The sequence below is a fragment of the Bifidobacterium rousetti genome, assembly GCF_008698235.1.
In the GTDB taxonomy this organism is placed as follows: Bacteria; Actinomycetota; Actinomycetes; order Actinomycetales; family Bifidobacteriaceae; genus Bifidobacterium; species Bifidobacterium rousetti.
Window position 1 is genome coordinate 385,062 of sequence record NZ_PEBH01000002.1, and the last position, 14,144, is coordinate 399,205.

General features: G+C 65.1%; 6 protein-coding genes and 1 pseudogene. 1 reads left to right on the forward strand and 6 read right to left on the reverse strand.

Going from position 1 to position 14,144, the window contains the following annotated elements; genetic code table 11:
- Positions 1–201: 201 nt before the first annotated feature.
- The 3 genes from CSQ85_RS04145 to CSQ85_RS04155 form a co-directional block, all read right to left on the reverse strand.
- On the reverse strand, positions 202–2,262 hold the full coding sequence (locus tag CSQ85_RS04145; protein ID WP_150382955.1) for an ABC transporter ATP-binding protein: 2,061 nt from the start codon (positions 2,260–2,262) through the stop codon (positions 202–204).
- The gene (locus CSQ85_RS04150) at positions 2,259–4,064 is read right to left on the reverse strand and encodes an ABC transporter ATP-binding protein (protein ID WP_223846839.1); all 1,806 of its coding nucleotides are present in this window, start codon (positions 4,062–4,064) and stop codon (positions 2,259–2,261) included. The genes CSQ85_RS04145 and CSQ85_RS04150 overlap by 4 nt, the downstream gene beginning before the upstream one ends.
- 122 nt (positions 4,065–4,186) lie before the next feature.
- Positions 4,187–4,720 carry a MarR family winged helix-turn-helix transcriptional regulator gene (locus tag CSQ85_RS04155; RefSeq protein ID WP_190972890.1) on the reverse strand — a complete coding sequence of 178 codons (534 nt, stop codon included), beginning with the start codon at positions 4,718–4,720 and terminating at the stop codon, positions 4,187–4,189.
- Positions 4,721–4,905: 185 nt separating this feature from the next.
- Between CSQ85_RS04155 and CSQ85_RS04160 the strand changes: the two genes are divergently transcribed.
- Positions 4,906–6,510, forward strand: coding sequence for an RNA-binding domain-containing protein (locus tag CSQ85_RS04160; protein WP_150382957.1), 1,605 nt, complete (start codon positions 4,906–4,908; stop codon positions 6,508–6,510).
- A gap of 46 nt (positions 6,511–6,556) precedes the next feature.
- Here the strand turns inward: CSQ85_RS04160 and CSQ85_RS04165 are convergent, their stop codons facing one another.
- The 3 genes and pseudogenes from CSQ85_RS04165 to nrdG form a co-directional block, all read right to left on the reverse strand.
- A complete protein-coding gene (locus CSQ85_RS04165) occupies positions 6,557–7,834 on the reverse strand; it encodes a glutamate-cysteine ligase family protein (protein ID WP_150382958.1) in 1,278 nt (425 codons plus the stop codon).
- 1,795 nt (positions 7,835–9,629) lie between these two features.
- A pseudogene (locus CSQ85_RS04170) lies at positions 9,630–12,969 on the reverse strand (acyl-CoA dehydratase activase-related protein); the annotation flags it as partial.
- 311 nt (positions 12,970–13,280) lie between these two features.
- Positions 13,281–13,979 (reverse strand): anaerobic ribonucleoside-triphosphate reductase activating protein, encoded by a 699-nt coding sequence (gene nrdG, locus CSQ85_RS04175; RefSeq protein WP_150382960.1) that lies wholly within the window; start codon positions 13,977–13,979, stop codon positions 13,281–13,283.
- Positions 13,980–14,144: the final 165 nt, after the last annotated feature.

A 14,144-nucleotide genomic window follows, 5' to 3' on the forward strand; every position in this document is an offset into this window, starting at 1 on the left:
GAGTACGAAATCGGGGGACAACGTTGATATAGCCCCGGGGAACGTACGCATACCATCAGTCAGCGTACGTCCCCGGGGATTGGCCCGTATAAGCCACGGAGGGCGTACGGCCGTTGCGCACGGTGCACGCCCTCACGGGGTCCGGTGGCCGTCGGTGGCCGTCACCGACCGCCCGGCGGCCACCCGACCGACCGCCGACGGCTACTCCAGCTCGACCGCGCCGGTGTAGAGCTGGTAGTACTCGCCCTTCAGGGCGATGAGCTCGTCGTGGTTGCCGCGTTCGATGATGCGGCCGTGGTCGAGGACCATGATCACGTCGGAGTTGCGCACGGTGGACAGGCGGTGGGCGATGACGAACACCGTACGTCCCTTCATCAGCGCGTCCATGCCGGCCTGCACGACCTCCTCGGTGCGCGTGTCGATCGACGAGGTGGCCTCGTCGAGGATCAGCGCCGGGGAGTCGGCCACGGCGGCGCGCGCGATCGAGATCAGCTGGCGCTGGCCCTGTGACAGGCCGGAGCCGTCGCCCTCGAGCACGGTGGAATAGCCCTGCGGCAGCATGCGGATGAAGCCATCGGCGTTCACGAGCTTGGCGGCCGCGATGCACTCCTCGTCGGTGGCGTCGAGGCGGCCGTAGCGGATGTTGTCCATCACGGTGCCGGTGAACAGGTTCACGTCCTGCAGCACGATGCCGAGGGAACGGCGCAGGTCGGGCTTGGCGATGTTCTTCACGTCAATGCCGTCGTAGAGGATCTGGCCCTCCTGGATGTCGTAGAACCGGTTGATGAGGTTCGTGACGGTGGTCTTGCCGGCGCCGGTCGCGCCGACCAGGGCCATCTTCTGGCCGGGCTTGGCGAACCAGGTGATGTCGTGCAGGACCGGCTTGGCGGGGTCGTAGCCGAACGTCACGTCGGTGAATCGCACGTCGCCCCGCAGGAGGGTCAGTCGCCCGTCGGGCGAGGTGACGGCTTGCTCCTTGGCCTTCAAGGCGACCTCGCGGGCCTTGCCGTGCAGCTTGGCGGCGGCGGCGAGCGAACGCGTGCCGTCGTCGCCGGCCTCGCGCTTCCACGCCCAGTGGCCGGTCTCGTGGTCGACCTCGCGCATCGTGCGCCCGTCCTCACCAAGCTCGACGTTGACGAGCGTCACGGTGCCGCCGTCGGATTCGACTGGCTCGTCCATCAGCGCGAAGATGCGGGATGCGCCGGCGAGCGCCATCATCACCATGTTGAGCTGCATCGAGACCTGGCCGAGCGGGTTGATGTACGAGCGCGACAGGGTCAGCAGGGAGACGAGCGTGCCGAGGGTCAGCGGGCCGGCGCCGTTGAGGCCGAAGTTGCCGACGCCGGACAGGGCCATCGCGCCGCCGATGATGGCGAGCAGGATGTAGAGCACATAGCCCATGTTGCCGACCACCGGCATCGTGACGTTGCCCCATGTGTTCGCTTCGGCGGAGGCGGCGAACAGCTCGTCGTTCTTCTCGTCGAAGGTCCTCTGGGTGGCGTCCTCGTGGTTGAAGACCTTGATGACCTTCTGCCCGTTGACGGACTCCTCGACGAACGCGTTGACGTCGCCGATCCAGCGCTGCTGCTGGACGAAGAACCGCCCGGCGCGCCCGACGATCTTCCTGATGATGAAGTACAGCATCACGGTGAACAGGAGCACGAACAAGGTCAGCGGCACGGACAGCCACAGCATCGAGAGGACTGCGGCGAACGCGGAGACCAATGACGCGAACATCTGCGGGAACGACTGACTGATCGCCTGCCGCAGGGTGTCGGTGTCGTTGGTGTAGCGGCTCATGATGTCGCCGTGCTCGTTGGTGTCGAAGTAGCGGATCGGCAGCTTCTGCTGGTGGGCGAACATGTCGTCGCGGATCTTCTTGAGCGTGCCCTGTTCGACGGCGACGATGAGGTACTGCCACGCCCACATCGCCACGATGCCGGCCACGTACAGGCATCCCATCATCGTGATGGCGCGCAGCAGCGGGCCGAAGTCGGGGTTCGTCTCGCCGACCAGCGGGATGATGTACGAGTCGATGAGCGACTGGAGGAACAGCGCGGACCCGGCCTGGGCCACCGCGCCGATGAGGATGCAGGCCACGACGGTGACGACGTGCCAGCGGTAGGAGAGGATGTAGCCGAAGAGGCGCCTGGTGGTGCCGGGCGCGGGACGTCCCATGGCGGGTTTGCGACCGGCGAAGGTCTGCTTGTCTCGCTCGTCGCGGGTGTCGCGCTCGTCGCGCGTGGTGTCGTTGCCGCTCATCGGGTCTCCTCCTTCTGCGCCTGATCCGCCGGCGTCTGATCCGCCGGCTGCGTCTGGTTCATCCTGTCGAGTTCGGCCTGCCCCTCGGCCGTGTTGCGGGTCTGCGACTCGTAGATGGACCGGTATTCGTCGCAGGTGGCGAGCAGCTCGTCGTGCGTGCCGCGGGCCATGATGCGTCCGTTGTCCATCACGAGGATGATGTCGGATTCCTGCACGGAGGCGACGCGCTGGGCGATGATGATCTTCGTCGTATCCGGGATCTCGTGGTGGAAGGCCTCGCGGATGAGCTTGTCAGTCTTCGTGTCGACGGCCGAGGTGGAGTCGTCGAGGATGAGGATCTTCGGCTTCTTCAGGAGCGCCCGGGCGATGCACAGGCGCTGGCGCTGACCGCCGGAGACGTTGGTGCCGCCCTGCTCGATGTACGTGTCGTAGCCCTTCGGGAACTCGCCCACGAAGCCCGCGGCCTGCGCGAGCTCGCAGGCGTGGCGGATGTCCTCGTCGGTGGCGTCGGGGTTGCCCCAGCGGAGGTTCTCGGCGATCGTGCCGGAGAAGAGGATGTTCTTCTGCAGCACCATCGCGACCTGGTCGCGCAGCACCTCGAGGTCGTAGTCGCGCACGTCGCGGCCTCCGACCTTGAGGGAGCCACCGGTCACGTCGTACAGGCGCGGAATCAGCTGGACGAGGCTCGACTTGGCTGAGCCGGTGCCGCCGACGATGCCGACGGTCGCGCCGGACGGGATCGTCAGGTCGATGTCGTCGAGGACCGGCTTCTCGGAGTTGTCCGAGTAGCGGAACATGACGTGGTCGAATTCGATGGACCCGTCGGCGACCTCGGTGACGGGCGAGGCCGGATCGACGACGGTGCTCTCCTCCTGGAGCACCTGGCAGATGCGTTCGGCCGAGGCCTGGGAGATGATCACCATGACGAAGATCATCGAGAGCATCATCATCGACATGAGGATCTGCATCGCGTAGGTGACGAGGGCCGTCAAGTCGCCGGTCGTCAGGCCCACGGCGGCGTTGTTGCCGGAGGCGACGATCTGCTGGGCGCCCATCCACGAGATCATGATCATCGAGGCGTAGATGCAGAACATCATGATCGGGCTGTTGAAGCTCATGATGCGTTCGGCGAGCTTGAAGTCCTTGAAGATGCGCTGGGAGATGCGGTCGAACTTGGAGACCTCGAAGTCCTCGCGGTTGTAGGACTTGACCACGCGGATGCCCTGCAGGTTCTCGTCGACGACGTTGTTCAGCGCGTCGTATGTGTGGAACACGCGCTCGAAGACCGGGTGGACGAGCACCGCGAGCCCGCACAGGCCGATCGCCAGGATCGGGATGCAGGCGAGGAACACCATCGAGATCGACGGGGAGATGCGGAACGAGAAAACCCAAGCGACGATGACCATGATCGGGGCGCGCACGCCGAGTCGGATGATCATGCCGTACGCCATCTGCAGGTTCGTCACATCGGTCGTCAGGCGGGTGATGATCGAGCCGGTGGAGAACCGGTCGATGTTGGTGAAGCTGAACGCCTGCACCTTCTCGAACTGGTCGTGACGCAGGTTCTTGGCGAACCCGGCCGCCGCGATCGCCGCGAACTTGCCGGCGAGGAAGCCGGTGACGAGCGAAACCGCCGAGCAGCACAGCAGTATCAGACCGAATTTGACGATGGCGTTCATGTCGCCGCCGGTGACGCCCTGGTCGATGAGCGTGGCCATGACCGTGGGGATCACGATCTCCAGCACGCTTTCGACGACGACGAACAGCGGCGTCAGCAGGCTTTCCTTCCTGTACTGGCGCATCGATCCGGCCAGCGTGCGGATGATGTGCTTCGGTCGGGCCGGTTCGACGGCCTTGCGGGACCTCTCGATCGCGGCCTCGGTCGCGGCCGCCTCGGCGTCCGCGCCTGTGGTGACGTTGTCGTTCACTCGTGCTCCTCCTTCGTGTCGTTCTTCGTGTCGTTCATGTCTTCCTTGTCCGGATCATCCTTGTCCGGATCGCCCCTGTCCGCCACGAGGTCGCGCCGCGCGGCGTCGATGTTCGCCCGCATGCGTTCGACGTAGCCGGCGAGCGCCGCGCGCTCCTCGTCCGTGAAGCCGTCGACCAGCCGCGTCTCGATCCGTTCGCCGTTCTCGACGAGGATGCTGACGATGGCGTCGGCCCTGTCGGTCAGGACGATCTTCTTGAGCCGGGCGTCGTGTTCCACCGGGACGCGCTCGATCAGGCCCTTCTTCTCCATCAGCGCGAGCACGCGCGAGGCGGTGGACCTCGTGATGCAGAACTTCTGCTCGATCGTGTGCTGGTAGATGTCACGATCCCGGTTGCGGGCGAGGAACATGATGATGCGGGCGTTGCCGCCGGTCGCGATGCGCGCCGATTCGGGCATCGTCTCGCCCAACAGCCGGTTGAGCGACTTGACCAGCGCCCTCAGGTCGAAGCTGAGGATGTGTTTGTCCACGATTCCCCTCACTTCCAACTTCATATGCGATTCATATGTCATATGTCATACGTCGAGCAACTTGTTGCATATGCAACCATTGCCGAAGGGGATACTAATACGTCCCATATACAACAGTTGTAGATACAACAATCAGCGTGTCGCCGTGACCATCGACGCAGGACGCCCCGCGATGCGTCCCATCGATGAGTTACGATGAAATCATCGATGACATCTGCGCCCATCATCAGGAGAACGCCATGATCCGAATGCGCGAGAACACGACCACCGAATTCAAAAGGCAGCTCAACGACGCCATCAAACGGGAGATCATCGCATTCGCGAACACGGAGGGCGGCGATCTCTACATCGGCATCGACGACGACGGCAATCCCATAGGCGTGGACGACGTCGACGGAACGATGGGCGCGATCGGCGACGCGATACGCAACGCCATCAGACCGGATCTCACCTCATACACCTCCATCGAATGCGAACCGATGGAGGATGAGGACGGAACGAACCGCGACGTCATCCACGTCACGGTACTGCGAGGCACCAAACGACCGTACTACCTCGCAGGCAAGGGAATGAAACCGACCGGCGTCTTCATCCGGCATGGAGTATCCGCCGTCCCGGCCAGCGAGGAACGAATCCGCAGGATGATCCGGGACGACGACGGCATGGCGTTCGACGCCGCCGTCAGCAGCGATCAGGACCTGACGTTCGGCTACGCCGCCGGAACGTTCAGACGGCAGCACCTGACATGGTCGACGGCGCAGCAGCGCTCGCTGGGGCTCATCAACACGGACGGCCTGTACACGAATACGGCGATGCTGCTGTCCGATCAATGCCGCAACACCATCAAATGCGCGGTCTATCAGGGAAACTCCAAGGCGCGGTTCCTCGCCCGGCAGGAATTCCAAGGCTCGGTCCTTCAACAGCTGGACGAAGCCAGCCGCTATATGGAGCTCAACAACCCGGTCCGATCCGACATCACGGGCCTGTACCGGACCGACACCTACGCCTATCCCCCGTCGGCGCTCCGCGAGGCGTTGGTCAACGCGGTGACCCACCGCGACTACGACTGCTCCGGCCCCATACTGGTCAGCATCTTCGACGATCGCACCGATTTCGTCTCTCTCGGCGGGCTGCCCACGGGAATCACGTTGCCGGACCTGACCAACGGCATCTCACACCCACGCAATACGACGCTGGCGAACATCTTCTACCGGTTGAAGCTCATCGAAAGCTACGGCAGCGGCATCCCACGCATCATGGAGGAATACGCCGGGAACGGCCTTTCCCCCGTCATCCGTGTGACGCCGGGAGCCTTCACGCTCAGTCTGCCGCGTCTCGACGACGGACGCGACAACGGAGGAGCACACGCTCACGCGACCGGCCCCCGGCCGGATACGGACGGCTGGTTCACCGCGCGAGATCCGTTCCCGGCGGGTCCTCCGATTCATGTCGAATGGGATGTGCAGACCGCCGTGCTCGCCGGCTACCCCACCGGCGGGGGAACCGGCACACTCGCCTTGACGCCGGTCGCCGGTGCATCATCCGGCATCACACCTCCGTCCGACGCGGCCGAACCAGCCGACGCGGAGGCGCGATCCTTCAGCGATCTGGAATCGGCCATGCTGGATCTCATCACCAAGACGGAAACCGGCATCTCCCGGATGGAGCTTCAGCGGCGACTCGGTATCAACAAGAACCGTGCCGCCTACGCACTGCGCAAACTCGAGCGCGCAGGCAGCGTTTCCTCCACCGGTTCGGCGCGCAACACCCGTTACGTCATCGCCCGGTGACGCCGGTGGCGGGCGATGACGCTGGCGGCGCCGGTGGCGGGCGAGCTCAGCCCTGGAACACCTCGGGGTGCTTGGGGTCGCCGGGGATGTCGTCGAGGAGGCCTTCGAGGCCGAGGAACTCGCGCCAGAAGTCGAGGGGCTGGCCGTACGGGTTGGACTCGCGGCCGTGGGCCTGGATGTTGGCCTTGGCCTCGAACACGTCCTCCTCGGTGAGCCCGTCGAAGTAGCTTTCGAGGCGGATGCGGTTGGACGGCACGTAGTACAGCGAGTTGATGATCTCGGTGAGCCTCTCGGCGCGTTCGATCGGCAGGGAGTCCCAGTGGCGGAACTCGATGAAGTTCTTCAGGCGCACGTCGTTGAAGTGCGTGGAGATGATGTGGTTGATCTCGTACGCGTTGAGCTCGCGGTCGGGGTACACCTCCCCCGCGTTCTCGCGGAACGCCGCGTGGTGCAGCTCCTTGCGGCTCAGACCGGCCTCGAGGGCCTCCGGCGTGTGCGTGAGGTCGGCGAACATGAGCGGCGTGGACAGCACGTCGATCGCGTAGTCCTCCCAGCCGAACCGCTGGTCGTAGAGCCCCGGGATCACGTTCGTGCGCTGGAAGTCGAGGTAGTCCCACATGCGCTGGCGCAGCAGCGGATACGGGTTGAGCCGGCCCTCGAAGTACGGGGTGTTGCGGAAGAACCATGCGAGGATCGGGCCGATGGCGGTGCCGACGCGCATCTTGTCGATCGAGTCCTTCTCGTCGACGAAGTCGATGCTCACCTGCGTGGAGGCCGAGCAGCGCATCATGCACGGGCCGAACTGGCCGACGCGGCCAAGGTAATCGGTCATCGCGTCATAGCGGTCCTTCGGGTTGACCGGCACGTCGGCGAAGCTGGACTTCGGCTGGTAGCCGTAGTTGACGAGTCGGAAGCCGAGCTCGTCGAGCACCGGATCGACCTCGCGGCGGAAAGTCGCGTAAGTCCGCAGCAGGTCCTCGGGCTTGCTGAGGATGCCGATCGAAGTCTCGACCTGGCCGCCCGGCTCGAGCGAGACCGCGATGCCTGGGCGCGAGAGACCCACCAGATGGTCGTTCTCCCAGTACTCCTTGTCGTGGTCGTAGTACGGGGCGATGCGTTTCAGCAGCGCTTCGATGCCGTTCGGCTCGTAGTAGCTCACCGCCGTGTCGTCGCTGTTGTGGACCGGCAGGTGCTCGATCTCGACGCCGAAACCGCCGGTGCCGCGCTTGGAGCGGCCGGCCTCGAAGAACTTCAGGAGGCTGTCGACGTGCTTCGGGTTCGGCTTGGCGAGCAGATGCGCATAACTGATTCTGGGTGTGACCATGAAACGTATCGTATCCGCACCGTCGCCCCGCCCCGCCGGCAGCCCGCCATTCGGCTATACGAAAAACCGATAGCGGGCGATTTCCATGGGTTTCCAGCGATTCCCAGCCGAAGACCCGGCGTTCAATCGGCGGTCGTGAAGCCCTGCGGCTCGTCGCCGTCGGCGAACTTGGCCTTGTGGGCCTTCTTCGCCGCCGCGATCATGAGCTTGATGCGGTTGAGCTGGTTGGCTTCGGAGGCGCCCGGATCGTAGTCGATCGAGACGATGTTGGCCTCAGGGTGCAGTCGGCGGATCTTGCCGAACATGCCGCGGCCGGTCACGTGGTTCGGCAGGCAGGCGAACGGCTGCGCGCAGATCACGTTCGGGCATCCCTGCTCGATGAGCTCGAGGATCTCGGCCGTCAGCAGCCATCCCTCACCGGCCTGCACGCCGATCGACGTGACCTCGGCGGCCTTGCTGACGAGCTCCGGCATCGGCTCGTCACGGCGGAACTTGCCGTGCGACAGGTCGAGCGCGGCGTTGATCGGCGCGAAGTAGCGGTCCAGCCCCCAGCGCATCACGGCGTAGGCGAACTGGTTGCCGCCCATGCCGAGGTTGTGCTCGTTCCAGTCGGTGATGTACGGCTTGGTGGTCATGAACTCCATGATGCCGGGCACGACGGCCTCGCAGTCCTGCGATTCGATGACGTCCACGACGTGGTTGTTCGCGTCCGGCTGGTACTTGACGAGGATCTCGCCGACCACGCCGACGCGCACCTTGCGCGGCACGTCCTTCAACGGCAGGGCGTCGAACGACTTGACGATCTCCTTGGCGAGGGTCGGGTACGGCAGCCAGCCCTTCTTCAGCCACGGGGTCCTGGCGCCGGTCTTCGAGTAGCCGTGGTGTTCGATCGTCTCGCGCACGATCGTGTCCCACTGCTCGTAGAGGCGGTTCGCCGAGCCCTTCTCGACCTCGTACGGGCGCACGCGGTACAGGCACTTCATCAGGAGGTCGCCGAGGATCAGCGCCTTGACCGCGCGATGCAGCATCGGCACGGTGGCCTTGAATCCGGGGTTGTCCTCCAACCCTTGCGTCGAGATGGCGATGATCGGGATCTGCGGGTAGCCCGCGTCGATCAGGGCCTTGCGGATCAGGCCGAAGTAGTTGGTCGCACGGCACATGCCTCCGGTCTGGGTGATGGCGAGCGCCACATGATCCGGGTCGTACTTGCCTTCGATGATCGCGTCGATGAGCTGGCCGATGACCATGATCGCCGGATAGCAGGCGTCGTTGTTCACGTATTTGAGGCCGGTCTCCACGTCCGCGCGGGAGGCGTGCTTCAGCACGTCGAACTTGTAGCCGCCGGAGCGGATGACCGATTCGACGAGCGAGAGGTGGATCGGGCTCATCTGCGGGGCGACGATCGTGTAGTCCCTCTTCATGTTCTTGAGGAACTTCTCGCGGTGCGCGTAGCGGGACATGGTGGCGTTGTTGTGGCCCTTGGTCTTCTTGGCGGCGGCCTTGTCCGTTGTCGTGGCGCCGTCGGTCGTGCCGTCGCCGAGCGCGGCGAGGCGGGCGGCCTCGATGTCGCGCTTGGCGGCGCGCTTGGACGCGTCGCGCATCGCCTTGGTAAGCCTCGGGTTGGCGGCCATCGTCGTGTCGAGCAGGACCTGACGGCCGGGGGTCGGGGCCTTCGAGCCGGTCTTGCGGAAGCCGGTGGACTTCGGGACGTTGGCCGGGACGTCGGCATCGGCATCGGCCTGCTCGGCTTTGACCTTGGCCTCGGCCGCGTCGACGGCGGCCTGCGCTTCGGCGAGCGCGGCCTTCGCGGCGGCCAGGTCGGCCTCGGCCTGCTCCTCGCGGCGCTTGTTGGCCTCGCGCTCCTCGACGGCGGCCTTGAGCGAGCGCAGGCGGATCTTGGCGGCGCCGAGGTTGGAGACCTCGTCGATCTTGAGCAGCGTGTACACGTCGGCCTTGTCGGCGAGGATCTCGGCGACCTGATCGGTGGTGATCGCGTCGAGGCCGCATCCGAACGAGTTGAGCTGGACGAGCTCGAGCCCCGGATAGGAGGCGACGAAGTGGGCCGCCGCGTACAGGCGGGAGTGGTAGGCCCACTGGTTGGTCACGCGCAGCGGCATGCGCTTGACGGTGCGGTCGCCGACGTGGCGGAACCCGTTCGCGTTCTTCCTGCGCGGGTCCTCCTCGCCCTGCGCGAGGAACTCGGTCAGGTTGAGCTTCTCCCCCGGCTGCAGTTCGCAGATCGAATCCTCGGAGAGGACCACCATGCCGAGCGCGCAGATGGTTTCGGGGATGCCGTGGTTGATCTCCGGGTCGATGTGGTAGGGGCGGCCTGCGAGCACGATGCCGCGGCAGTTGTGCTCCTTCATGTAGGCGAGGGCCTTCAGGCCCTCCTGCTGCACGTCGTGCTTGAAGACCTTGTCCTCGGCGTAGGCGGCCTTGACTGCGGTCTCGGCCTCCTCACGCGTGACGTTCGCCCACGCGAACTCCTCGACGATGCGGTCGACCATGAGCTCGTGGTTGGCGAGGTTGAAGTAGGGGTGCATGTAGCGCACGCCCTCGTCGCGCAGCTCGGGCATGTTCGCGCCGACGACGAGCGGGTAGTTCGCCACGACCGGGCAGTTGTAGTGGTTGTCCGTGTTGGGCACGAGGTCCTCCTCGTAGCTCACGCACGGGTAGAAGATCGTCTTGATGCCCTTGCCCAAGAGCCACTTGATGTGGCCGTGCACGAGCTTGGCCGGGTAGCAGATGTTCTCGGAGGCGATCGATTCGATGCCGGTCTCGAACAGCTCGTGGCTGGATCGTCCGGAGATCATCACCTTGAAGCCGAGGGAGGTCAGCAGCGTGAACCAGAACGGGTAGTTCTCGTACATGTTGAGGGCGCGCGGGATGCCGATCTCGCCGCGCGTGGCCTTCTTGTCGGTCAGGCGACGGTAGGCGAAGCAGCGCTTGTACTTGTAGTCGTACAGGTTCGGGCGGTCGGAGCGCTTCTTCTTCGCGTCGCCGCCGCGCTCGCAGCGGTTGCCGGTCACGAACCGCGATCCGTCGGAGAACGTGGTGATGGTGAGCTTGCAGTGGTTCTGGCACAGCTTGCACACGTCGCGTTCGGTGGTCATCGACATGTTGTCGAGGTCGTCACCGGTGAGAATCGACGAGGCGGTGTGATGCACGCCGTCGACGACGACCTCGCCCTCGTGCGCGTCCGCGTTGGGGGTGTCGCCCGCGGCGGACTCCGCGGCTTCGACGGAATCGGCCGCATCCTCGAGAGAGCTACCGTCCGCCGCGACGTGATCGTGGTCGTCGTCGGCGACGTCCTCGTAGTGCATGCGCGCGGTCAGGGCCGCGCCGTACGCGCCCATGAGCCCCGCGATGTTCGGGCGCGTCACCTCGCGGCCCGTGAGCAGTTCGAACGCGCGCAGCACGGCGTCGTTGAGGAACGTGCCGCCCTGCACGACGACGGTGTCGCCGAGCTCGCCGGCGTCGCGCAGCTTGATCACCTTGTACAGGGCGTTGCGCACGACGGAATAGCACAGGCCGGCGGCGATGTCCTCGATCGAGGCGCCTTCCTTCTGCGCCTGCTTGACCGAGGAGTTCATGAACACGGTGCATCGCGATCCCAGATCGACCGGATGCGTGGAGGCGAGCGCCTTGGCCGTGAACTCCTGGATCGTCAGGCCCATCGACATGGCGAAGGTCTGCAGGAACGAGCCACAGCCGGAGGAGCACGCCTCATTGACGGCGATCGAGTCGATGACGCCGTCGGTGATGGCGAGGTACTTCATGTCCTGGCCGCCGATGTCGATGACGGCGGTGACGCCGGGGCTGACCATTTCGGCGCCGCGGTAGTGGGCCATCGTCTCGACGACGCCCTCGTCCAGATGGAGGCCTGTGGTGATGAGCCCCTCGCCGTAGCCGGTGGCGCAGGAGCGGGCGATCCACGCGCCTTCGGGCAGTTCGGACTGGATCCTCTTGACGATGTTGATGGCCGCGGTCAGCGGGCTGCCCTCATTGTTCGCGTAGCTGGACCACACGATCTCGCGGTCGTCGTTGACGAGCGTCGCCTTGATGGTGGTCGATCCGGCGTCGATGCCGAGGAAGTGCGGGCCGTGCGCGCCCTCGAGCGTGCCGATGTGCACATGCTGGGTGTGGTGGCGCTTGTTGAACGCCTCGCGATCCGCCTCGGTGGGGAACAGCGGCGGCATCGTGGGGGTGTTGGACGGCAGGTTCTTGAGCTCCTCCAAGCGCTTGAGGATGTCGGCGCAGGGGTGCGCCTCGAAGTGGTTGCCCTCGTCGTCGGAATCGGTCTCGGCCTGCAAGGCCGCGCCGTACGCGACGTACAGGTGGGCGTTGGTCGGCACGATGAACTCGTCGACCTTGCCGTCGAGCGCGCGCTGGAACGCGGCGCGCAGCTCGCTCATGAAGAACAGCGGTCCGCCGAGGAAGATCACGGTGCCATGGATCGGGCGACCCGAGGCGAGACCGGCGATGGTCTGCGTGGCGACGGCGGTGAAGATGGATGCGGCGAGATCCGGCTTGGCGGCGCCGTCGTTGATCAGCGGCTGCAGGTCGGTCTTCGCGAACACACCGCATCGCGATGCGATCGGATACAGGTTCTGGTAGCTCTTGGCCATCTCGTTGAGGCCAGCGGCGTCGGTGTCGAGCAGGGTCGACATCTGGTCGATGAACGCGCCGGTGCCGCCCGCGCACGAGCCGTTCATGCGCTGTTCGGGGGTGGGCTTCAGGTACGTGATCTTGGCGTCCTCGCCGCCGAGCTCGATGATGACGTCGGCCTGCGGGTACTCCTTGTCGATCGCCTCGGTCTCGGCGATGACCTCCTGGACGAACGGGACGTGCAGGTTGTCCGCGAGCGCGAGACCGCCCGAGCCGGTGATGGCAAGGCGGATCGGCTCATCGCCGCGTCCGCGGTTTACCAGTTCCTTCTGAATATCGACGAGCAGGCCCGCGACGGTGGCGCGCACGTTGGCGTGATGTCGGCGATAGTCGGAGAACAGGGTCTCGGACAGGGAGTCGGACTGATCGAGCACGACGGCCTTGACGGTGGTGGAACCGATATCCAGTCCCACGCGCAAAGGCTTCGTATCGTGGTTCGCCGCCACGGTATGTGCTTCGTTCACCATGTAAACCTCTTCAACCGATTTTCCGGGACGCATCTTGCGCGTCGCGCACAGATAGCGTATGGCCCGGCCGCTCAAAACCCATACTGTAGTCCGTAGCCCCGCCCAAGAACGGTGGGTGACGCGGGAGCGAAGCGTGATTCATCTAACAGGGAAAGCCGCAAACACAACGTTCCCGCGTGTCCTGTCGGGATTGAAGAGCACTCGTTCAGAAGGCCTGGGCGCCTGCTGACACGTGCGTGGCATCAAGGCCGTACCGAGGGAAGGCGTACGAAGGTACGTCGACTGAGGAACAACGCAGATGACGCGCCGCGTCAGGAGGCCTGGGCGCCTTCGCCGGCCTCGCGGTCCTTGAGATATATCTCGGGGATGTCTCGTTCCTGATCGTGGAGCTTGGCCCAGATGATCGGACGTCCTGCGTCGAGGGATTTCGGCACGTCGATGATGCGCTGGTTCTTCGAGCCGCGGAACTGCAGCAGCGAGTCCTTCTGGTCCTTGAGATACCGCCCGTCGACGAGGATGTCGATGAGGCGCAGGAGCTCGAGCTTGTCGGGGGTCTCCCCCGGGCGCATGAGCTCCTCCCATGTGTACCCGGTCCACGACCAGATGTCCTTGGAGTCCCCGAACTCGCGCCGGATGCGCTGCGCCAGGGGCAGCAGCACGGGCGTGTTGAGGAACGGCTCGCCGCCCAGGAACGTGATGCCCTGCACCCACGGGGCCCTGAGGTCCTCGATGATGCGGTCCTCGAGCGCCTGCGTGTACTCGTGTCCGGCCTTGAAGTCCCAGATCGACGAGTTGAAGCAGTCGACGCAGTGGAACGGGCACCCGGACACGTACAGCGAGTTGCGTACGCCCTCGCCGTCGGTGACGACGAACGTCTTGTAGTCGGCGATCATCCGCTTGGACATCCGCCGCCCGTCCCACTGCCCCGCGCGAGGATCATTGGCGAGCCCATGCGAAGGCACGGACGGCCCTCGCCCGGTTTCCCCGGAAGCAAAATCCCGTCGAACCATCTCTCGCTCCGTCACGCCGCTCCCTCTTTCCGTGACCATATTTCCGCCGCTCCACCCAACCGAAACGTTGAGCGAAACGAGCATCGGCCTTCGCAATGGATTGACTGACCGTAGGCTTGGCCGAACGGCCTTGAGTGTGTCAGGCGATCCATTGCGAAGGCCGAT